General features: G+C 53.6%; 16 protein-coding genes. 6 read left to right on the top strand and 10 right to left on the bottom strand.

Going from position 1 to position 21,572, the window contains the following annotated elements; translation table 11 throughout:
* Positions 1-40 precede the first annotated feature (40 nt).
* From ACUTQ5_RS04155 to ACUTQ5_RS04135, 5 genes are all read left to right on the top strand, one after another.
* A complete protein-coding gene (locus ACUTQ5_RS04155) occupies positions 41-1,741 on the top strand; it encodes a GGDEF domain-containing protein (protein ID WP_445650197.1) in 1,701 nt (566 codons plus the stop codon).
* 254 nt (positions 1,742-1,995) lie between these two features.
* Entirely contained in the window at positions 1,996-3,201 is a 1,206-nt protein-coding gene (pncB, locus tag ACUTQ5_RS04150; protein WP_445650196.1) for a nicotinate phosphoribosyltransferase, read from the top strand.
* Positions 3,202-3,424: 223 nt separating this feature from the next.
* On the top strand, positions 3,425-4,825 hold the full coding sequence (gene asnS, locus ACUTQ5_RS04145; RefSeq protein WP_445650195.1) for an asparagine--tRNA ligase: 1,401 nt from the start codon (positions 3,425-3,427) through the stop codon (positions 4,823-4,825).
* Positions 4,826-5,127: 302 nt separating this feature from the next.
* A complete protein-coding gene (gene ompC / locus ACUTQ5_RS04140) occupies positions 5,128-6,219 on the top strand; it encodes a porin OmpC (RefSeq protein ID WP_445650194.1) in 1,092 nt (363 codons plus the stop codon).
* Between the two features lie 246 nt (positions 6,220-6,465).
* The gene (locus ACUTQ5_RS04135) at positions 6,466-7,656 is read left to right on the top strand and encodes an amino acid aminotransferase (RefSeq protein ID WP_445650193.1); all 1,191 of its coding nucleotides are present in this window, start codon (positions 6,466-6,468) and stop codon (positions 7,654-7,656) included.
* Between the two features lie 84 nt (positions 7,657-7,740).
* Here the strand turns inward: ACUTQ5_RS04135 and ACUTQ5_RS04130 are convergent, their stop codons facing one another.
* The 7 genes from ACUTQ5_RS04130 to cmoM form a co-directional block, all read right to left on the bottom strand.
* A complete protein-coding gene (locus tag ACUTQ5_RS04130) occupies positions 7,741-8,388 on the bottom strand; it encodes an MBL fold metallo-hydrolase (RefSeq protein WP_445650192.1) in 648 nt (215 codons plus the stop codon).
* 66 nt (positions 8,389-8,454) lie between these two features.
* Positions 8,455-9,003: a YcbK family protein gene (locus tag ACUTQ5_RS04125; RefSeq protein ID WP_112350332.1), complete on the bottom strand. Its 549-nt coding sequence runs from the start codon at positions 9,001-9,003 to the stop codon at positions 8,455-8,457.
* Positions 9,004-9,184: 181 nt separating this feature from the next.
* Positions 9,185-11,026 (bottom strand): L,D-transpeptidase, encoded by a 1,842-nt coding sequence (gene ldtD / locus ACUTQ5_RS04120; protein ID WP_445650191.1) that lies wholly within the window; start codon positions 11,024-11,026, stop codon positions 9,185-9,187.
* Between the two features lie 225 nt (positions 11,027-11,251).
* Positions 11,252-15,700 (bottom strand): chromosome partition protein MukB, encoded by a 4,449-nt coding sequence (gene mukB / locus ACUTQ5_RS04115; protein ID WP_445650190.1) that lies wholly within the window; start codon positions 15,698-15,700, stop codon positions 11,252-11,254.
* Positions 15,697-16,425, bottom strand: a complete 729-nt coding sequence (gene mukE, locus ACUTQ5_RS04110) for a chromosome partition protein MukE (protein ID WP_153857307.1) — start codon at positions 16,423-16,425, stop codon at positions 15,697-15,699. The genes mukB and mukE overlap by 4 nt, the downstream gene beginning before the upstream one ends.
* The gene (mukF, locus tag ACUTQ5_RS04105) at positions 16,406-17,728 is read right to left on the bottom strand and encodes a chromosome partition protein MukF (RefSeq protein ID WP_012006150.1); all 1,323 of its coding nucleotides are present in this window, start codon (positions 17,726-17,728) and stop codon (positions 16,406-16,408) included. The genes mukE and mukF overlap by 20 nt, the downstream gene beginning before the upstream one ends.
* Positions 17,725-18,510: a tRNA uridine 5-oxyacetic acid(34) methyltransferase CmoM gene (cmoM, locus tag ACUTQ5_RS04100; protein WP_445650189.1), complete on the bottom strand. Its 786-nt coding sequence runs from the start codon at positions 18,508-18,510 to the stop codon at positions 17,725-17,727. Before cmoM ends, mukF begins: the two co-directional genes overlap by 4 nt.
* Before the next feature lie 151 nt (positions 18,511-18,661).
* Here cmoM and elyC point away from each other — a divergent pair, with 151 nt between their 5' ends.
* Positions 18,662-19,435: an envelope biogenesis factor ElyC gene (gene elyC / locus ACUTQ5_RS04095; protein WP_445650248.1), complete on the top strand. Its 774-nt coding sequence runs from the start codon at positions 18,662-18,664 to the stop codon at positions 19,433-19,435.
* Between the two features lie 6 nt (positions 19,436-19,441).
* Here the strand turns inward: elyC and ACUTQ5_RS04090 are convergent, their stop codons facing one another.
* The 3 genes from ACUTQ5_RS04090 to ACUTQ5_RS04080 all read right to left on the bottom strand — a co-directional run bounded on the left by ACUTQ5_RS04090 (position 19,442) and on the right by ACUTQ5_RS04080 (position 21,416).
* Entirely contained in the window at positions 19,442-20,338 is an 897-nt protein-coding gene (locus ACUTQ5_RS04090) for a YcbJ family phosphotransferase (protein ID WP_445650188.1), read from the bottom strand.
* 149 nt (positions 20,339-20,487) lie between these two features.
* On the bottom strand, positions 20,488-21,237 hold the full coding sequence (gene kdsB / locus ACUTQ5_RS04085) for a 3-deoxy-manno-octulosonate cytidylyltransferase (protein WP_445650187.1): 750 nt from the start codon (positions 21,235-21,237) through the stop codon (positions 20,488-20,490).
* Positions 21,234-21,416: a Trm112 family protein gene (locus tag ACUTQ5_RS04080; RefSeq protein WP_012006145.1), complete on the bottom strand. Its 183-nt coding sequence runs from the start codon at positions 21,414-21,416 to the stop codon at positions 21,234-21,236. The genes kdsB and ACUTQ5_RS04080 overlap by 4 nt, the downstream gene beginning before the upstream one ends.
* Between the last annotated feature and the right edge of the window lie 156 nt (positions 21,417-21,572).

Raw genomic sequence — 21,572 nt, 5'->3', positions numbered from 1 at the left:
GATATAATTAACTAATCTGGCTCAAGGACGCGCGGTGCATATGAAAGTAAAATATCTGATCTATTTTTTTACCTTTGCCCTGATGTCCTCTTTCGCCCTGTTCATTTCCGATGAGCTGCTCGAGGCCAATACCGACTATCGCGACAATCAGCTTAACCTGTACAAAATTACCCGAGCCAAAGAGATTTCCGAAGCTTTTCAAGCCACTTTATTAGCGCACCGTTTAAAACGTCTGAGTCTGATAGATCCTGAAATTACGCCACAGCAGTGGCAGGACGCCGATCGATTGGCACGGGTGAAAATCGCCCGTTTTCGGCCGCATCTCGACAGTGCCATATCGCAACAGCTTGGCATTCGGCAAAAAATCGCCGCACTGTCCATGCTCAGCCTGATGGAACAGCTGTTGAATAACGACAACCTGCAGCTTTCTCATATAACCGACATCAATGCCAATTTGTTTAATATCAATAGCGCCTATTATATTTCTCAGGCCAGCAAGAGCTATTACCGTTATAGCTACGACAACCGCATGGTCGATGCCGATTCATTTTTATTTCTGGAGGCTGTGCGGTTAAATAACCGGCTGAATTTGTCCGTCACTGAGCTGGTCGATCAGGTTATCGACGTCAATACCAACCCACTGGAGCGTAAGGTCGCCTATCTGAAAGCCGTTCAGTTGACCGGAGTCTTGAGGGCGCTAAGCACCCGGCTGATATTTATGAAGCTGACCTATAATGATGTGCAGACCACCCTGTTGGTCAATGAGGCCCTCGAACATCTGTCGCCCCAGCAAATCAGCCGCATTACCACCGAGCTGTATACCGCTGTGGATACCCATACGGCTTATCCCACTGAATCTATCCGTCAGTATGTTAGAAACCTCAGTGAACTGTCCCAGCGGCTTTTCCAGCGTAGTTTTGAGCTGGAGGTTACCGCCTATCAGCATCAAATCTATGGCAGCCAAACCGCCATTTACGGCATGATTTCCCTAGCCGGTCTGATTGCACTGTTTATTTTTCTGCCGACGCTGGTTTATTGCTCCAATATCAGCCGCTGGTTAACGAAAACACATAATAATATTTTGCGGCTGTCGCGCGGTAATATGAACATCGATCGCAATGAGGTGTTCTACGGCCAGGAGTTAATGGCCATCAGCGATGCCATTAAACAGCTGAAACAGTATCAGATGGAAAAGGTGACGCTGGAGAATGAAAAACATTTGCTGATCAAAGAGCTGGAAGCTTCTTCATTTCTTGACCCTTTGACCAACATCTATAACCGGCGCAAATTTTTCCGCGAGTGCGAATCGCTGGCCGCCAGCAGCTATCCGCTGGCCTTTTGCCTGATTGATATCGATAACTTCAAAAATATCAATGACAGCTACGGCCACCATGTCGGCGATCTGGTGTTGGTGGCTTTTGGTAAACTGCTGCAGAGTACCTTCCGCTCCAGTGATATTTTCTGTCGCTATGGCGGTGAAGAATTCGCCGTGATCCTCAGGCATTGTACGTTGGAGAACGCACGCGAAGTGATGTCCAAGCTACGCGAGCGAACCCACCAATTAACCCTGACAATAGCCGACGGGCAAAATGTTCGTTTCACCACCAGCAGTGGCATTGCCCAGGTGAGAGACATCCGGCTGTTGCCAATGGCTATCAAACAAGCGGATGAAGCGCTCTATTTCAGCAAAAATAACGGCAAGGACCGGATCGGCATTCACACCCCGAGCGGTTTTATCTGATTTGTTGTTTAAAATAATTAACATTATAATTTTTATGACTAATTAGCCTAAGTCATTCACCTTACAGGCTTATCTGAGTTTTCAGCCGCCATCCTGATGGCAAGCCAAGATAAAGGCACGTTTAATCCTCGACCCGCTCCGATGAATTGTGGTGTGATGCAGCTTCAATAACAGGATAATCCGGGTATACTCCCCCCACTTTTTTTGATTATCCGGATTTGGACACGCGCCTGACGAGGATGCAGTAACGCGCTATGACTCAATACGCCTCCCCGATTTTGACATCTCTGCTTGATACTGATGCCTACAAGCTTCATATGCAGCAAGCAGTGTTTCATCGCTACCCCGCTATCAGCGTGGCGGCAGAATTCCGCTGCCGTGGTGATGAGCTGCTTGGCGAATATGCCGACGAAATTGGTGCGCAAATCGCACTGATGAGCCAATTGGCGCTGACAGACGCTGAGTTCGACTATCTCTCAGGGCTACCCTTCTTCCGTGAGGATTACCTGAACTGGCTGCGCGATTTCCGCTACGATCCGCAACAGGTCCAGATCGAAAACCTCCAGGGCAAGCTACATATTCGTATTGCTGGCCCGTGGCGCGAAGTGATCATGTGGGAGGTTCCGCTGCTGGCGGTGATCAGCGAAGTGGTACATCGCCACCGCTCACCGGAGGTCACGCCAGAGATGGCGGTAGCCCACCTGCGTAACAAACTCGCGCAGTTTAAAGCCGTGAGTAGCGATGTTGATATTTCGCGTTTCAAGCTGATGGACTTCGGCACTCGCCGCCGTTTTTCACAACCTGTACAGCACGCTATCGTCAGCACGCTGAAAAGCGAATTCCCCTATCTGGTAGGTACCAGCAATTACGATCTGGCGCACCAGCTTGGTCTTGCGCCAGTAGGTACCCAGGCCCATGAATGGTTCCAGGCGCATCAACAGATAAGCCCGGTGTTAGCCAACAGTCAGCGGGCAGCACTGCAAGCCTGGCTGGATGAATATCCCGATCAGCTCGGCATTGCCCTGACCGACTGCATCACCATGAATGCCTTCCTGCGTGACTTCGGCCCGCAGTTTGCCCAGCGCTATCAGGGCCTACGCCATGACTCGGGCGATCCGTTTGAATGGGGCGAAAAAGCCATCGCGCATTTCCAGAAGCTGGGGATTGATCCGATGAGCAAAACGCTGGTGTTCTCCGATAACCTGGATCTGGACAAGGCGCTGGCGCTTTATCGCCACTTTTACCAGCGCGTCAACCTGGTGTTCGGTATAGGCACGCGCCTGACCTGCGATATTCCCGGGGTTAAACCGCTGAATATCGTTATCAAACTGGTCGAATGCAAAGGCAAACCGGTGGCAAAACTCTCCGACAGCCCAGGTAAAACCATCTGTCAGGATCAGGCCTTTGTAAAAGCGTTACGCAAAGCCTTCGATCTGCCGCTGGTAAAAAAAGCGAGCTAGCCTCCTGCCCGATGAACGTTAAAAAGCCGGCTGACACCTCATGTCGGCTTTTTCTTCTTTATATAGTCCTTTCCGTTGCTCCCTTTTCACCCAGCCCCAAGAAATGTTGCGCCGATACGGCGATTTCTACTTGTGCTCTGCACCGTGCCAAGTAACATAGCAACATCCCCATATTCCTGGGTTATAAGCTATTTCTAAACCAAATTATTAAAGAGAGAAATCTATGAGCGTAGTGCCTGTAGTCGACGTACTGCAAGGCCGTGCTACGGTTGACAGTGAAGTCACCGTGCGCGGTTGGGTGCGTACCCGGAGAGATTCTAAAGCTGGTATCTCCTTCCTGGCCGTCTATGACGGTTCCTGCTTTGATCCGTTACAGGCCGTCGTTAATAATTCTCTGCCGAATTATCAGGATGAAGTGCTGCATCTGACCACCGGCTGTTCCATTGAAGTCACCGGCATTGTGGTAGCATCTCCGGGCGAAGGTCAGAGTTTCGAACTGCAGGCAACCGCGATTAAAGTGGTTGGCTGGGTTGACGATCCAGACACCTACCCGATGGCGGCCAAACGTCACAGCATCGAATACCTGCGCGAAGTGGCTCACCTGCGCCCACGCACCAACCTGATCGGTGCCGTTGCCCGCGTACGTCATACGCTGGCACAAGCCATTCACCGTTTCTATCACGAGAATGGCTTCTTCTGGGTTTCCACCCCGCTGATCACCGCCTCGGATACCGAAGGCGCCGGTGAAATGTTCCGCGTTTCAACCCTGGATCTGGAAAATCTGCCGCGAACCGATAAAGGTGCTGTCGATTTTAGCCAGGACTTTTTCGGTAAAGAAGCCTTCCTGACCGTTTCCGGCCAGTTGAACGGCGAAACTTATGCCTGTGCGCTGTCGAAAATTTACACTTTCGGCCCGACTTTCCGCGCCGAGAACTCCAACACCAGCCGCCACCTGGCGGAGTTTTGGATGATCGAACCGGAAGTGGCATTTGCCGATCTTGAAGACATCGCCGAGTTGGCGGAAAAAATGCTGAAGTATGTATTCCAGGCCGTATTGAACGAGCGCATGGATGACATGCAGTTCTTCGCCGAGCGCGTAGACAAAGATGCCATTGACCGCCTGCAACGTTTTGTTTCTTCCGATTTTGCTCAGGTTGATTACACCGAAGCGGTGGAAATCCTGATCGCTTCCGGCCAGACTTTCGAAAACCCGGTTTCCTGGGGGATCGACCTGTCTTCCGAACATGAGCGTTATCTGGCTGAGAAACACTTCAAAGCGCCGGTAGTCGTGAAAAACTACCCGAAAGACATCAAAGCTTTCTATATGCGTATGAACGATGACGGTAAAACCGTTGCCGCAATGGACGTTCTGGCTCCGGGCATTGGTGAAATCATCGGCGGTGCTCAGCGTGAAGAACGTCTGGACGTACTGGATCAGCGTCTGGAAGCCATGGGGCTGAATAAAGAAGACTACTGGTGGTATCGCGATCTGCGTCGTTACGGCACCGTGCCTCATGCCGGTTTCGGTTTGGGCTTTGAGCGTTTAATCGCCTATGTAACCGGCGTGCAAAACGTGCGTGATGTCATTCCGTTCCCACGTACACCACGTAATGCAACCTTTTAATTAATCAGATAATACATTTCCCAATTAATTTAGTTACAAAACCAAGGCCAGCTTTGCTGGCCTTTCGCATTTATTTATATTGACCCACGTCACAAAGTTCCCTTAATATTACATTTAGTTACAAATACTTTCTTTTTGAAACCTCATTGGGACATTAGTAGCATTTTCGTTCTAGATTAACCCGGCTGTGAATGGAACACTGCGTGCAGACACAGGACGACACCAATCTATCAACAATAGTTCAAAAGAATTATTGGCGGCAGTGGCAAAGGTGTCCGAATAACACCAATGAGGGTAATATAATGATGAAGCGCAACATTCTTGCAGTGGTAATCCCGGCTCTGTTAGCGGCTGGTGCAGCAAACGCTGCTGAGATCTATAACAAAGACGGCAACAAGCTGGATCTGTACGGTAAAGTTGATGCACGCCATACTTTCTCTAAAAACGATGGCGACGATGGCGATCAGACCTACGTTCGCTTCGGCTTCAAAGGTGAAACTCAGATTGCCGACCAACTGACCGGTTACGGCCAGTGGGAATACAACGTTCAGGCTAACCACGCTGAATCTCAGGGCACCGAAGGCACCAAGACTCGTCTGGGCTTCGCTGGTCTGAAATTCGCTGACTACGGCTCCTTCGACTACGGTCGTAACTATGGCGTAATCTATGACGTTATGGCCTACACTGACCAACTGCCGGTGTTCGGTGACGATACTATGTATCAGAACAACGACAACTTTATGATTGGTCGTTCTAACGGTCTGGCTACCTACCGTAACAGCAACTTCTTCGGGCTGGTGGACGGCTTGAGCTTTGCCGTTCAATACCAGGGTAAGAATGAAAATGACAACCGTAGCCTGAAAGATCAGAACGGTGACGGTTGGGGTACATCTGTTGCCTATGACATCGGCGCAGGCGTTAGCGTTAGCGGCGCATACTTCTCTTCAAACCGTACTAAATACCAGAAAGCTGACGGCAACGGCGATAAAGCTGATGCATACGCCCTGGGTACCAAATACGATGCCAACAACGTTTACCTGGCAGCGTTCTACGGCGAATCTCGTAATACCACGCCATACGGTTCTGCTAATCAGATCGCTAACAAAACTCAAAACCTTGAATTGGTTGCCCAATACCAATTCGACTTCGGCCTGCGACCTTCCCTGGCTTACCTGCAGTCTAAAGGCAAGCAGCTGAAAGGCAACGGCGCATTCACCGGCGGCGATGCTGACCTGGTGAAATACATTGATGTAGCTACCTACTACTACTTCAACAAAAACATGTCCACCTACGTTGATTACAAAATCAACCTGCTGGACGAAAATGATTACACCCGCGCTAACGGTGTATCAACAGACAACGTTGTTGGTGTAGGCCTGGTTTACCAGTTCTAAGTTGTCGCGCTTAACGGCGGTTCACTGTCGGATAAGTTAAAAAAACAGGGCTTCGGCCCTGTTTTTGTTTGTGCGCCATCTGTGAATTTTTATCCTGCCGATTTGCCCTTCCCCGCCATTTTTTCTGCCTAACCTGCCCCCTTCACAAGATCGCGGTGTTTTTCTCGCAAACGGTTGGCAAAGGGCATCACTGGCGCTACCCTGATGCTTCTGTCTGCTTAACTCCGAGCCATGGAAACACCTGACATGTTTGAAAAAATCACTGCTGCACCTGCCGATCCTATCCTGGGTCTGACCGACATTTTCCGCGCTGACACCCGCCCTAACAAAATCAACCTGGGGATTGGCGTTTATAAAGATGAAACCGGTAAAACTCCGGTGCTGACCAGCGTTAAAAAAGCTGAGCAGTATCTCCTGGAAAATGAGACCACCAAAAACTATCTCGGCATTGAAGGTATTCCGGCGTTCGCCAACTGCACGCAAGAGCTGCTGTTCGGCAAACAAAGCCCAATCATTGCCGACAAGCGTGCGCGTACCGCACAAACGCCTGGTGGCACCGGCGGCCTGCGTGTAGCAGCTGACTTCATCGCCAACCAGACCAGCGCGAAACGCATCTGGATCAGCAACCCAAGCTGGCCGAACCACAACAACGTGTTTGGTGCGGTCGGTCTGGAAGTGTTGGAATACGCCTACTACGATGCAGCCAATCATGCGCTGGACTTCGATGGTCTGCTCCGCAGCCTTAAACAGGCTCAGACCGGCGATGTGGTGCTGTTCCACGGCTGCTGCCATAACCCAACCGGCATCGACCCAACGCCAGAGCAGTGGGCACAATTGGCCGAGCTGTCTGTGGCTAACGGCTGGTTGCCGCTGTTCGACTTCGCGTACCAGGGCTTTGCCAATGGTCTGGAAGAAGATGCCCAGGGCCTGCGCATTTTTGCCGCCAAACATCAGGAGCTGATCGTCGCCAGTTCTTACTCGAAGAACTTCGGTCTTTACAACGAACGCGTGGGTGCCTGCACCGTCGTTGCTGCTGACACAGAAACCGCCGACCGCGCCTTCAGCCAGGTGAAAGCCGCCATCCGCGCCAACTACTCTAACCCACCGTCACACGGTGCTGCCATTGTGGCAACCATCCTGGGCGACGATGCGTTACGTGCGCTGTGGGAGCAGGAGCTGACCGACATGCGTCAACGCATTCATCGTATGCGCCAGCTGTTCGTGAATACCCTGCAGGAGAAAGGCGCTGAGCAAGACTTCAGCTTTATCATCAATCAGAACGGCATGTTCTCGTTCAGCGGGCTGACCAAAGAACAGGTGCTGCGTCTGCGTGACGAGTTTGGCGTCTACGCCGTTAACTCCGGTCGCGTTAACGTTGCCGGCATGACACCGGACAATATGGCGCCGCTGTGCGAAGCCATCGTCGCCGTGCTGTAAAACCGTCGCATGACACATAGCAAAAGGGGCGCTCAAAGCGCCCCTTCGTTATTTCTACCAGGAGTTATTTCTGCCGGAAATAACTTACCAGATGGCCGGCTCTTCACGCAGGAACGGATTGGTTTCACGCTCTTGACCGAAGGTCGACATTGGCCCATGACCTGGAATAAACGCCATGTCATCACCCTGCGGCAATAGTTTGGTGCGGATCGAGTTAATCAACGCCTGGTGATCGCCTTGTGGGAAATCACTGCGCCCAACGCCACCGTTAAACAGCACGTCGCCCACCAGCGCCAATCGCGCCTGATCATTAATAAACACGATATGGCCAGGAGTATGGCCAGGGCAATGCAGCACCTTGAACGTCATCTCGCCCACCTGCACGCTATCCCCTTCTTCCAGCCACTGGGTTGGCGTCAGCGGTGCGCACTCTTCCAGCCCAAACATGCGGCTCTGCGCAGGCAGGCCGTCCAGCCAGAAAGCATCTCTCTTATCCGGGCCGAAGATCGGCACCTGGTAATGCTCAGCCAGCTCAGCGGCAGCGCCAACGTGATCGAGATGGCCATGAGTCAGCAGGATCTGCGTAACAGTTACGCCCTGTCTGGCTATTTCGGCCTTCAGTTTTTCAGGTTCACCGCCGGGATCGACCAACGCCGCCTGCTGAGTGCTCTCACACCAGATCAGGCTGCAGTTCTGACTAAAAGCGGTAACGGGAATAATGTGGTATTTCATAAGGCTCCAACGACAACGGCGCCATACCCTGCCGGGCTGACGCGACTCACTTATGGTGCACAGCGATTACCAGGTCCGCACCGGGCCGGTATCAATGTGTACGAAGTTGCTACGTGGGTAATATCCTACACCACCGGCGCTCATTTTTAACGCCGCTTTACGGATATTACTCAGTTGGATGCCTTCGATATGGAAGTCCATCGCCTGGCCTTTGGTGTGGTAACTGTGCTTGGCCACACCGCGGCTGCGTCCACGCAGCTCATTATTGGTGTCAAGGGAGCGATAACCTGAAACCAACTGCACCGGCTTGTTGGTGCCCAATAGACCTTGCAGACGATAGAGATGATCGAACAGACGAGGATCGATCGACTTGACCTTATTGGCTCGATAATCACGGAAGAGATGATTAAGGCGGACTAATTCGTCTTTATTATATCCCTTGCCGTCGAAGAATTCGGCTTTAAGCGATTCGCCCGTATGCATATTATTTACAACAAGAATACGCGGGCGCGAAGTAGAAAGGCTGGCAAAGGCTTGCCCTGGGAGCAGCGCTATGCCCACAGCGGCGCTACCTAACGCCAGCCATTTACGGCGATGATGATCAATTTTGTCCATGTTTCTGTTAAACCCGGCAAGAATATCAAAATATATGCACAAAACAGCGCACTGCCCGAACCATAACCGCCCACGCTGGCTGAGTCAACCCGTGATGTCCTGCGGTTTGCAGGCACTCACGCAATGAGTGCCTGCAACATGGCCCGATATTCTGACCGTTATTTATTTATAATTACTGCATTTATTGCATTAATTTTTCGGCCTGAGCCAAAATTTGTGCGCCCGATCTCACCGTTTCATCATAATTGTAAATATCTGTGCGGAATTGTGGTTTTCCATCATCAGAGACCCAAGCGGTTAAATAATACAATTTAACCGGGATATGCTGGCGAATATTTACGAAGGTGGTATTCCCCTGTTTCAGGGTGGAAGAAACACGGGTGTTGTTCCAGCCGGCATCCTGTAACAACATATTCGCCAAATCCGATGCCTTGTTGACCCGAACACAGCCGGAGCTTAAGGCACGAATGTCTTTCTGGAACAGATTATGGTTGGGTGTATCGTGCAGATAGATAGCGTCCGAACTCGGCATGTTGAATTTAAAACGCCCCAGTGAGTTGGTCGCTCCCGGAGCCTGGCGGATCCGATACGGGAAATTACGAGGCGAAATCATACTCCAGTCGATCATTGCCGGGTTAATCACCTCGGCATCGTTGCTCCAACCCGAAAGAACGGTATAGCCATGCTTCTGGAAGTAGCTGCCGTCACGCATCGCCTTCGGCACGATATCTTCACGCACCAGCGTAGTCGGTACGTTCCACGGCGGGTTCACCACCACATTATTCAATGCGCTGCTCATCAGCGGCGTCTTACGGCTCGGCCGCCCGACAATCACCCGCGAGGAAAGCACTTCATTGCCGTTCTGATAGTAGGTCAACGAGTAGTTGGGAATGTTAACCATAATACCGGTATCGACATGGCCGGGGAGTATCCGTAACCGCTGGATATTCAGTGCCAACAGCGAAGCGCGCATTTGCGGAGTCACATTAAGCCACTCACGAGTGCGCACGCCAATGATGCCGTCTGCACTCAGACCCTGCCATTTCTGGAAGCGCTTGACGCCCTCCACCAGATCGGGAGTATAGCGATTATCGGTAACGGTCACCGGGCTCTCTGACTGCTGCGAAAAAGGCGACTGCGGCGTTGGGACCAGCTCTTTCACTGGAGCTGCGGCCGGACTGACCACGGCACTCTGGCTTTCTCGACTTTTTTCTTCATCGACCGACAGGCCACCATCGTCAGGTTCATTACGCGAACCGGTCAATACCGCAGGGGGATCCTGCGCTTCCACCGGTACCGTAGAAGGCGTCAGCATGCCGTTACGCGCCAGGATCTCACGCAAAGCTGGGATACCATCGCTCAGTTGATCGGGACGCAGGCTTGGGCCATTAGCCATTTGCGGCCACGGACGACCATCGGCCAGCATATCCCGCAGGGCCTGATGCATCTTGGCGTATTGCGGATGCTGTGGCGCCAGCGTATTGACATAAGCCAGAGTTTTCCCCTGACGTACCGCCAACTGCCATTGGTTAATCACCGTATTGGGCGGCAGACCGAGTTTGTAGGGAATATTGCTGTAGAGCCAATTATTACCGTTGGCACCGATGGACGAAACGAACTGCAAATAGCCCAGCATCGCATCAGACAGCACCACATCGCGCGCCACATCGGTAATCGCCGGGTTGGTCAACAGCTTCACCCATTGGGTAAACTGCGGCTGTACGCCAGACATCGCCAACTCGGCCAGTTGCTGTTGAAATTGCTGAACCGCTTCGTGGTCCTGCCACATCAATTGCATCCGGTTCGCTGCATATAAAGGAGCCAGCGTCGAAAGATAATAGGGTGTGGCACCTTTCGGTAATGCCGCCATTATTTCCGAACGGCTTTGCGCCACTGACATGCCGGATGACGCTACCGGAAACGCAGGAACGGTTGCCCATACGGGTAAAGACGACGCAAGACCACATGCGATTGCGCAACTTAACGCCAGCCGCCGTACAGTGTTTCCATTTCTAAGCAACATCCATTGCCCCCTGTATGCTCACAAAAAATATAACCAAGACAACTTATTAGTTTCAGTATACGAACAGAAAAGCCATTTTGCCCTTTGAGTGCCTATGAATAACTGCTATTTCATTAGGCTACTCGGTTTTCAGCGCAGAAAAAAGCAGGACTATCATCCTCCCGCACAAAAAAATAGCCACCCCAGGGCGGCTATTTTCAGATTATTAGCGGGCTTTTTTTGCGTTTACGGCGTTTCTGCCGCAGTAACACCCAGAACCGGCGGCTCATTGGCAAAACCGCGCAGCCCTACTACGTGTACATGTTCATGATTCTGGAACACTTTACGCACCAGTTTATAAGTCGTGCCTTTTTCCGGGCTGATATTTTCCGGTGCTGCGATAATCAGCTGCATTTCCAGACGGTCGCACAGCTCGAACAGCGTGGCGATGGATTTGGCATCCAGTCGCGCCGCTTCATCGAGGAACAACAGTCGGCATGGAGAAATATCTTTACCACGCAGACGGCGTGACTCTTCTTCCCAGCTCTGCACCACCATCACCAGAATCGACATCCCGGTACCAATCGCTTCCCCGGTAGACAACGCGCCACTCTCGGCACGCAGCCAACCGTCCGAGCCGCGGAAGACTTCCACTTCCAGCTCCAGATAGTTGCGGTAATCCAGCAGCTCTTCGCCGATGGTCTGTGGCGTACGCTGTCCCATGTCAATCTGCGGATTCAGACGCTGATACAGCTTGGCCAAGGCTTCCGAGAAGGTCAGTCGGTTGCTGTTGAACAGGTCCTGATGCTGTTCCTGTTGCTCGGAAAGCACGTCCAGCAGCGTCGCATGCGCTTCACGCACGTTGACGTTCAATCGCACGCTCTTCACCTGCCCGAAGGAAACCGCCTGCAGGCCCTGGTTGAGCATGCGAATACGGTTCTGTTCACGCTGGATGGTTTTGCGAATGATGTTCGCTACGCTCTTGGAACTGATTGCCAGTTTCTGTTCACGCGCGGTCAACTCTTCGGTCAGGCGGCCCAGTTCGATCTCCATCTGTTCGATGGCTTCAACCGGATCGTCGGTACGGATGATATCCTGACGAATACGTTCGCGCAGATGCTGATAGACCGCAATATAGAACTGGATCTTGCGTTCCGGGCGCTTGGGATCTTCCGACAGGCGCAGCACATCGCGCAGGTGTTCGTTATCCGACACCGCCAGACGCAGCGCACCGAGCGCCTTATCCGACATTGAGCGCAGCTCGTCACCGTCCATATAGGCCAGTTCGCGGCGGTGCAGACGACGCTCAACCCCATTGTCTTTCACCAGGCGCATCACGGCGCACCAGCCTGCCTTGGCGGTAACCACCTGCTCACGCAGCTGATAATAATCGCGCTCAAGCTTGCGCAGTTTCTTCTGCAGACTGTCCATTTCCGCTTCGCAGAAGGTCAGCTGTTTTTCCAGTTGGTTACGGCGCGCACGGTTGGTGCTCAGGGCCGCATGCAATTCATCACGACGAGTGCGCGCACGGGCTTCGGCATTGGCATCCGCCTGCACACCGATGTCTACCAGTTCCTGGCTCAGCTCTTTGAGCATGTCGCGCTTGGCGTCATACGAGCTTTTCAGCGATGCCAACACCTGGCTGTACTGGGTGAACTGGGTCTGATACTGGCGTAGCTGCTCACGGGCACGGGTACGTTCCGCTTCCGCCTGTTCCAGACGTTGGCGCAGCTTGTCGTTCAGATCGTTATTGGCATTTTGCATGCCGGCAGAGTCGGTATAGCTGAAGTGTGCACGACGCTGCACCACTTCAATCAGGGCAAACGCCTGCTGCTTGGCCTGACGCTGCACGCTCTGCGCCTGAGTGTAATCCTGCTGCAACTGCTCATGCTGCTGCGGATCACTCTGCAGCACCGACAGCAGCGGCTCCAGCTTGGTCAGGGAAACGCCGTGCTGCTGAATATGACGCGCGGCATCCTGCGCCTCTTCCAGCTCTTCACGGATTTCTTCAACCCGATCCTGCAGGGTTTCATCGTTTAGTAATGAAACCAGCGGCGTCAGACGGTTCAGTGCAGAAATGCCCTCTTTCGCCTGCTCGTACTGCTGACGCTGCTGCTGGTTCTGCGCTTCATGGTTATTCAGCGCACGTTCGATTTCACCACGGCGGGTATTGAGGCCACGGATTTCGGCTTCCGGATCGGCGTCAAAGGCTACCGCCAGATGGTTACCGATAAAACGGCTGAAGGCCTGGTGCGAACGCTGGGTTTTCTGCACGTCGAACGACAGGGTGGCATAACGCTCTGCCAACTTTTCCCGCTCGGCATGCAATATTTCCAGGCGGTTCTCACGTGCGGCACGGCCAAACAACGGCACTGCCGGGTAACGTGAGTAACGCCACTGGCGTTCGGCAGTTTTAACCAACACCGCGCGGTCTTGTTCTTCGACGGCGAATACGCTGTCATCAAACGACTGCGGATCCCCTTCGATCAGATAGAGATCTTCCGGGCAGTCTTCCAACCCTTCCAGCATCTCGCGTACCAGCGACAGATCCGGCACCACGATGGCGTGGCGTGACGGACCGTACAAAGCGGAGAAGTAGGGTGCATCGTCGATGGTAACGTCGTCGTAGATTTCGGACAGCAACACACCGCCAAAACGTTCGGCCAGCGTGACCAGACGCTGATCTTCGGCACCACCTGGCTGGCTGAGACGTTCAATTTGCGCTTCAACAGCACGTTTACCGGCAGCCACTTCGTCACGCTCAACAGTAGTTTCACGTTCGCGCTCCAGCAGTTGCTGCATGTACTCCGTAACCTGCTGGCTGTTTTCAAGCGCTTCGCCGCTTTGCTCACCGAGCTGGCTCAGAGCATCCTGCGCCGCCAACCAGATAGGTGCGCGGGTAGTCAGTTCGCGGATGCGTTGCTGAATTTGCTCCAGTTCCTGGCGCATTTCCATCCTACGCTCACCGGCATCGCTAACGCCCTGCGACAGCGATTCCAGACGCTCTTCCAGTTCTTGTTGCAGGGCATCGAGTTCGTCCGGCTGATACTGCTGGCCATGGCGTTTGCAGAATTCCTGCAGCAGACGCTCGGCATCCTGCTGGGAGCGCAGACGCTGTTCCAGCTCGCTCAGGCGCATACGCAAGGGTTGCACGCGTTCGGCAAGGTGTTGCTGTGATGGCCAGTCGCGCAGCAATTCGCGCGCACACTGCCAGGCTTCGCTGCGGCTGACCTGGCCGGCGATTTTACCCACCAGCTGATAAGCCTGTTCAAACTGGCCGTGCGCGGCGTCGGCCACGCTCAGCTTTTGCTCGAGCATCAGCAGCGCTTCTGTCGCATCCTGCTCGCGCGCCTGGAAAGTATCCAGCCAGTGTTCGGCATTTTCGGCGGTCAGTTCCGGCAATTGGCACAACGCACGCGCACGTTCCAGTGCCTGCAATGCCTGTTGATACTGAATGGCACGGGTCTGCTGCACGTCGAGCGCCTGCTGATAGTCGGCGAGTTGGCTTTTCAGCTCATCCACTTCCAGTTCGGCGGCCTCGGCACGCGCTTCGTTTTCGGCCTGCTGTTCGCTGGCCTCCGCAACCACTTCATTTTGTTCTTCCAATCGGTAGGTCAGCTCTTCCAGATCGCCTTCATAACGCTCGATCTTTTCCTGCTGACGCATCGCCGTTTGTACCAAATTCAGGTGATCGCTGGCCGCCTGATAATCGGTTTCCAGATCGGATTCCGCACCACTCTGCTCCGCCAGCTCACGCGCCATTTCAACATGACGGAATTGCTCGGCGGCCAGCTGTTTGCGGCTGCCCAGCAGATCATTGCGCAGCACCAGTGCCCCGTCCAGATGAATGCGCCGCTCATTGGCATGACGCATGTAGTCCGCCGCCACGTAAGAAGTGGCCTCGGAAATCAAATGTTTGAACAGGTCACGGTCGGATTGGGTCACGCGGATCGCTTCCAGCGTCATGCGGTTTTCACGAAGCGCCGCTTCCATATCCTGGAATGCCTTGCGCACGCCGCTGTTTTCCGGCAACAGGTAGTCGCGCAGTGAGCGGGTGATGGCGCTGGAAATACCGCCGTACAGCGAGGCTTCAATCAGACGATAGAACTTGCTGCGATCGGACGATGAACGCAGGCGTTTCGGGATCACGCCCAGATCGAACATTAATGAGTGGTAATCGGTGATGGAGTTAAACTGCTTAAACTGCACCCCTTCCATCTCTTCGACGCGATCTTTCAGTTCCTGCAGCGACAGTACGCGCGCCTGGCGCTCGCCCACCGTTTGGGTCAAAAGCTCCGTCGGCTGCATGGCCGTCGGTAGGCCCTGGATCACGAACGGCTTGATGTCGACCTTGCGGTCACGGCCGGCGACCTGCTGCAGACGAACACCCACGACTACACGCTGGTGGCGCGAGTTGAGCACATCAAGAGTCGAATAACATACACCGGCGCGCAGTTTACCGTGCAGGCCCTTGTCGCGAGAGCCACTGGTGGCACCGGCTTCAGTGGTGTTACGGAAGTGCAACAGCGTCAAATCGGGGATCAGCGCAGTGACGAAGGCCGCCATAGTGGTGGATTTCCCTGCCCCGTTACCGCCGGACAGCGTGGTCACCAACTCATCGAGATCAAAGGTGCGGGCAAAGAAGCCGTTCCAGTTAACCAACGTCAGCGAGCGAAATTTACCGCGTTCAATCATTCCTGTTCATCCTCTGCACTGTCCGGTGTGGTATCAAGCGACGCGTCTTCTGCATCGCTCTCATCATTCAGCAACAGGCTGTTTTCAACCGGCATTGCTTCGCCGTCGCGGATCATACGCAACTGCGCTTCACGCGGATCGTCACCGCTGCGCACATCGGCGCCAAAGCGGAACACCGCCTCGGTGATACGGAACTTGCTGCTGTCGTTGCCCATGAAATAGACCATGCCCAAACGACGCAGGCGGTTCAGTGAAGTACGTACTTTTTCATGCAGCTTCTGGCGATCGAGATCCGAGCCGGTAGAACGCTGGTTAACGAACTTCAGCAATTTGCTCTCGTCCGCCAGGCTCAGCAGTTCGTCGTACAATTCCTGATGGCTGAAAATACCCTCATGCGCCAGACGCTCCGGGCTGAGATACAGAAAGCACAGGATTTTCCCCACCATCATATCCAGCTCGGACAGTACCGAGCGCGGGATCAGCGTGGTAGAGCGTGGACGCAGGTAGAAGAATCCTTCCGGCGCGCGGATCAGCTCTACGCTGTAGCGGGTATAGAATTCTTCCAGTTCATCCTGGAAATCCATTAAGAAAGCGTGGTTGTCCAGTTCATCGATACCGATGTGACGACCCGCACGCAGTTGGCTGTCCAGCGCTGGGAACAGCGCGTTAGACAATGCCTTGGCCAGCTTGACTGGCATTATTTGTTCAATATTTGTCGATGACATGGGCCTGGACCTTGGCTCCGTAATCATTGATTGCCTGCCACTGTGCCGGCAACCCTGAAAAATCTGCTTCAGCCACACCAAGGCGCACTGCCTGGTCGACCACTAAACGTGCCACGTCGAAATGACGAGCACGCGGATATTGCGCCAGATAATCGCGCATTACCGCCCCTAAATTGAGCGGCATCTGTTGTTCCTGATAAATCTTCAGTGCCTGTTCGATCATTGCCGCCAGTTGCTCACGGATTTCGCTGAACTCTTCGAACTCCAGATCCGGCGGCAGTTCCCCGGTCACTTCCTCGCTGCGCAACGCCAGTTCTTCGTCTCGCATATCCAGCAGACGGTCGGCATTGGCATGGGTCAGTGTCCATGGGTTGTCGAAATAGTTTTGCACCGACTGACGTAAACGCTGGGCGAACACCCGGTTCTTGTCCATGTCGATCGCGGTACGGATAAATTTATGCACATGGCGGTCGTAGCCAATCCACAGGTCAATCGCCTGCTGGCCCCAACTGATAATGCGGTCGAGCTTGCTTTGCAGGTCGAACACCAGTTTGTCAATAAAGCCCAGTTCCGCACCACCCAGCGTGGCATCCTGAATTCGCAACAGGTTGGCCTGCAGTTTATCGCCCGCCGCCTCCAGCGTATCCTGCAGTTCGCGCAGGGTACCCGAGGTTTCGGACAGCAGCATCTCACAGCTGGAGATCGCCGCACGCCAATCCTTGTTCAGCAGCGCTGCGATATCGTCCTTCACGCCCTGCTGTTGTTCATCCATGATCCGCTGAGTCAAATCGATACTGTCGAAGATTTCCGCCACCGAATATTTCAGCGGGGCAAACACGTTGCGGTGCCAGTGGAAATCATCACCGCCCTCATCGGCGGCGTCGGCCGCGCGTTTGAGCTCCTGCGCCACGATCGACAACTGCATCGATAAACGCAGCGTGGAGAATTCACGCTGACGGATATAGTAATCGGTAATGCCGATGCCCAGCGGCGTCAGACGGTAAATCGCGTTACCGTCCGCCAGTTCGCTGATAAAACGGTTTAACAGGCGCTGGCGCACCATGTCGTTAATCGCATTGTTGGCGCGCACGGCCACCGTTTCATGCGTCTGTTCGAAACCCTTGCTGACATGGCGAAATGCATCAACCAGCTCACCTTCGCTCATCTCACCGTCCAGCCGCTCGCCGTTCAAAGTGGCGATAGCAAGCAAAAACGCGAGACGCTCCGTAGGGAGCGAAATAGAGAAATCATTTTTCCGTGCCCAGGCGACCAGTTCGGGTACTGTCTGGGAAAATTCACTCATAGTTCGTCCTTCAGGTTTGGTTTATGCGCCATGACGTGAATATAGCGCCCCAAACTCACGTACGGCTCCTGCCGGCAATAGTGCTGTTCAAGCGCCAGTAACTCTTCAAATTTTTGTGTCTGTAACTGCCTGCTCTGCAGATAATCGTGGAACACCCGCACGCCGGTTTTCCCGCTGATGCGCATGCCCAACTGTTCCAGCCAGCCATACACTTGAGGCGGACTATGTGGATACTGCGGCGACAACGAACGCTTTCTGCGTCTTCTGACCTCTGGGTTAACCAGTTGGAAATTACCCAACACCACGTTACGCATCAAGAGGCCATTGGCGTTGAAGAACATCAATGACAGTGCGCCCCCCGGCAACAGGCAATTAAAGAGCGCCTGCAGCGCAGCCTCAGGTTCGGCGATCCATTCAAGCACCGCATGGAACAATATCAGATCAACCGGCTGTTCCAAGTGTTGACCAATATCCTGAGCTGAACTTTGTATGAATTGCATGTTCTGGCTCACACCTTTCTGCTCAGCCAGCAACGCGGCGCGTTGGATCATCTCACCAGAAAGATCGCACAACAACACCTGATGTCCTAATTGTGCCAATTGGCAGGCCATATGGCCTTCGCCACCGCCGGCATCCAGAATGCGCAGCGGCCGCTGCGGCAACTGGGCCAACAGCGTGGTCAGATCCTGCCAAACTACCGCCTGGCGGATTTTGCCTTTGGTGGTGCCGTAAATATTACGCGCAAACTTTTCAGCAATATCGTCAAAATTGCGATCCTGCATGGACAACGGCTCCGCTGATCTTATCCGGCTGGGGGCAAAGTACCAGCCCATTCAAACCTGCTATTTTGGCACAGACTGGCTTAGAATGAATCTTCTTGCGGCCCGATTGTGCCCGGATGTCGTTTTTTCGCCCAAAAGGACCTGATTTTTGATGCTGTTTAACCTGAAAAAATTCATTGGTGCCATTTTAATGCCGTTGCCCGCGTTGTTGCTACTGATGGGACTGGCGCTGTTGCTGCTGTGGTTCACCCGTTGGCAAAAAAGCGGTAAAGTCATTTTCACGCTGGGCTGGCTGTTTTTACTGCTTTTCAGCCTGCAGCCGGTGGCCGACAGATTACTGCGCCCGATAGAATCTGAGTATGTCACCTATCGTGGCAATGACCCGGTGAATTATATCGTGGTGCTGGGCGGCGGCTATACCTTTAATCCGGATTGGGCACCCAGTTCCAATCTGATCGGCAATAGCCTGCCACGAGTCACAGAAGGTGTGCGCTTATATCTCGCCCATCCAGGGACCAAAATGGTGTTCACCGGCGCCGGTAGTCCCCAAACCCAGAGTAACGCGGCAACTGCGGCGCAGGTGGCGGAAAGCCTGGGAGTCCCCCGCGCTGATATCGTTCTGTTGGATCGCCCGTTGGATACCGAGCAGGAGGCATTGCAGGTGTCGAAGCTGGTCGGTCAGCAGCCGTTTATTCTGGTGACTTCAGCCAACCATTTACCGCGGGCCATGCGCTTCTTTGAAGCCAAGGGGCTGCACCCGATCCCCGCGCCGGCCAATCAGTTGGCCATCAGTTCGCGATTGAATATCTGGGATCGGGTGATGCCGTCGGCGATGTTCCTCGGCCACAGCGAACGAGCCTGGTATGAAACGCTGGGCAGCCTGTGGCAACGGTTGAAAGGTTCCGATGAAGTTTCTGTCGACTAATCGGCGTTAACCGGTAATCCAGGGCAGCAGTTGTTTGGACGCATAGTCAAACGGCTGCCGCTCCAGTTTGCCGGTATGAATCAACCGTCCTACTGCTTCCCACACCACATACAACCAACGCCGCATCAGGAAGGACTCCGCTACCGGCGCACGTTGCAAATAATAAAACAGCAACTGGCTCGGCATTCCCACTTCACATAACCTGAATAACTCATATTCACGCGGTGCCCACAGCATCATTCCGGGGTTGAGCATTGCCAAAAGCTGATCGCTTTTCGGATCTTTCAACATACTGCGCAGCGACAAGTTACCGTGCACCAATACGCAAGGATCGTCGAAACCGACAAAAAAGTGGGTCAATGCTTCACGCGTGCGATATAACAAGCGACGATCATCCATCGTCAGCAACGGTGAGTTGAGATTACCCAAGGTTGACCATAGCACTTCGACCCGTTGTTGATACCAACAGAACCAATCGTTCTCCTGGGTGCTGTCTACCGTGCCCACGCAGCCATGGCTGTCAATCCGGTGCCAGGCTAATACGCCATCGACAATCTGCTCCATCAGGGTAGTCCAGCGGTTCGGCGTGCGTGTCGGTGCCTCTACGGATACGCCACGCAAGCGTTCGATCAACAATATTTCTTTATAGGGTGCCTGGTGGGTATAGACCACGCCATACACCGTCGGCAGGCGAATATCCCCTTCACGCGACAGCATCGACAGCTTGTAAGCTTCTTGTTGGGCAATGCCCTGGCAGACAAAGCTTTTTGCCATCAGCGGGATCGCGTGGCCCTGTTGGTCATACAGTGAATACATGTGGGCATAAGGTTGTTCGCTAACGCGTTCCAGCCGGCTGATGGACTCACCCAGCACCATACTCAGTTCGGCGCGTAACTGCTCCATAAGGGAATAGCCTCAAGAGAAAGAGAAGAGACGCTGACATCATCGAACGCTGAGCAGAAAAATTCTTCAACGCAGATCAACAAAATGGGGATTATTAAGAAGGGAAATCATATTGCCGGCGCGTTGCGTGACGCACCGGCATTCAATGCTCAGCCTTTGATACTGTCACGCACGCGCTGCAAATCCTCCGGCGTATCGACACCCACGGTCGGCATTGCCTTGGCAACCGCCACGTGGATTTTTTCGCCGTACCACAGCACCCGCAACTGTTCCAGCAGCTCAATTTGCTCCAATTGGCTTGGCGCCCAGGTCACGTAACGGCGAACAAAACCGGCGCGATAGGCGTAAATGCCTATGTGGCGCAACAGGCTGTCGCCAATGCTTTCTTTGGATTGGGCAAAACGTTCGCGATCCCATGGAATGGTGGCGCGTGAGAAATAGAGCGCATAACCCTGCGCATCCATCACCACTTTGACCGCATTGGGGTTAAACGCTTCTTCTGCACTGTCGATCGGCACCGCCAGGGTGGCCATACCGGCCTGACTGCCCGCCAGATTTTCAGCCACCTGACGTACAATCACCGGTGGGATCAGTGGTTCATCACCCTGAACGTTAACGATAATTTCGTCATCAGCAAACCCATAGTGCTCGATCACCTCTGCCAAGCGCTCGGTACCGGAATTGTGATCGGCTCGGGTCATGCAGACTTCACCGCCTGCCGCCTTGACCGCTTCGGCCACCGCCGGATGATCGGTCGCGACGATAACGCGGCTGGCGCCCGACTCACGCGCACGTTCCATTACGTGCACCACCATCGGCTTGCCGTGGATATCGGCCAGCGGCTTGCCCGGTAGGCGGGTTGATGCATAACGGGCTGGAATAATAGCGATAAAACTCATGCGTGTTTCTCATCCAATGACAGCGCTCGCGCTTCATTTTCCAACAGCACGGGAATGCCGTCACGCAACGGATAGGCCAGGCCATCTACTTTGCAGACCAATTCCTGGTTTTCTTTATTAAAATAAAGCTTACCGGTACAGACCGGGCAGGCGACGATTTCGAGTAAACGGTGATCCATGCTTCCTCCAGGGTGGAGATTTAACGTCAGGAAAGTGCGTGAGGATAGCATAACGCTATGCGCCAGGTTAATCACCGGCTGTTTTGTCGCTGCATTTTAATCTGCCAGGGGGATTGAATTGCCCCCGACGCAAGTGTAGAATTTTGTGATGCAAGT

This window comes from Serratia sp. NA_112.1, from assembly GCF_052691715.1.
The sequence above is the reverse complement of the archived record's forward strand: the minus strand, read 5'-3'. Positions and strand labels throughout refer to the sequence as shown.

Coding starts and splice junctions, on each gene's coding strand:
- ACUTQ5_RS04155 (WP_445650197.1), top strand. CDS start 41: ATGAAAGTAAAATATCTGATCTATTTTTTTACCTTTGCCCTGATGTCC.
- cmoM (WP_445650189.1), bottom strand. CDS start 18,510: ATGCAGGATCGCAATTTTGACGATATTGCTGAAAAGTTTGCGCGTAAT.
- ACUTQ5_RS04135 (WP_445650193.1), top strand. CDS start 6,466: ATGTTTGAAAAAATCACTGCTGCACCTGCCGATCCTATCCTGGGTCTG.
- ACUTQ5_RS04125 (WP_112350332.1), bottom strand. CDS start 9,003: ATGGACAAAATTGATCATCATCGCCGTAAATGGCTGGCGTTAGGTAGC.
- pncB (WP_445650196.1), top strand. CDS start 1,996: ATGACTCAATACGCCTCCCCGATTTTGACATCTCTGCTTGATACTGAT.
- asnS (WP_445650195.1), top strand. CDS start 3,425: ATGAGCGTAGTGCCTGTAGTCGACGTACTGCAAGGCCGTGCTACGGTT.
- mukF (WP_012006150.1), bottom strand. CDS start 17,728: ATGAGTGAATTTTCCCAGACAGTACCCGAACTGGTCGCCTGGGCACGG.
- mukE (WP_153857307.1), bottom strand. CDS start 16,425: ATGTCATCGACAAATATTGAACAAATAATGCCAGTCAAGCTGGCCAAG.
- ACUTQ5_RS04090 (WP_445650188.1), bottom strand. CDS start 20,338: ATGGAGCAGTTACGCGCCGAACTGAGTATGGTGCTGGGTGAGTCCATC.
- kdsB (WP_445650187.1), bottom strand. CDS start 21,237: ATGAGTTTTATCGCTATTATTCCAGCCCGTTATGCATCAACCCGCCTA.
- ldtD (WP_445650191.1), bottom strand. CDS start 11,026: ATGTTGCTTAGAAATGGAAACACTGTACGGCGGCTGGCGTTAAGTTGC.
- ompC (WP_445650194.1), top strand. CDS start 5,128: ATGATGAAGCGCAACATTCTTGCAGTGGTAATCCCGGCTCTGTTAGCG.
- ACUTQ5_RS04130 (WP_445650192.1), bottom strand. CDS start 8,388: ATGAAATACCACATTATTCCCGTTACCGCTTTTAGTCAGAACTGCAGC.
- ACUTQ5_RS04080 (WP_012006145.1), bottom strand. CDS start 21,416: ATGGATCACCGTTTACTCGAAATCGTCGCCTGCCCGGTCTGTACCGGT.
- elyC (WP_445650248.1), top strand. CDS start 18,662: ATGCTGTTTAACCTGAAAAAATTCATTGGTGCCATTTTAATGCCGTTG.
- mukB (WP_445650190.1), bottom strand. CDS start 15,700: ATGATTGAACGCGGTAAATTTCGCTCGCTGACGTTGGTTAACTGGAAC.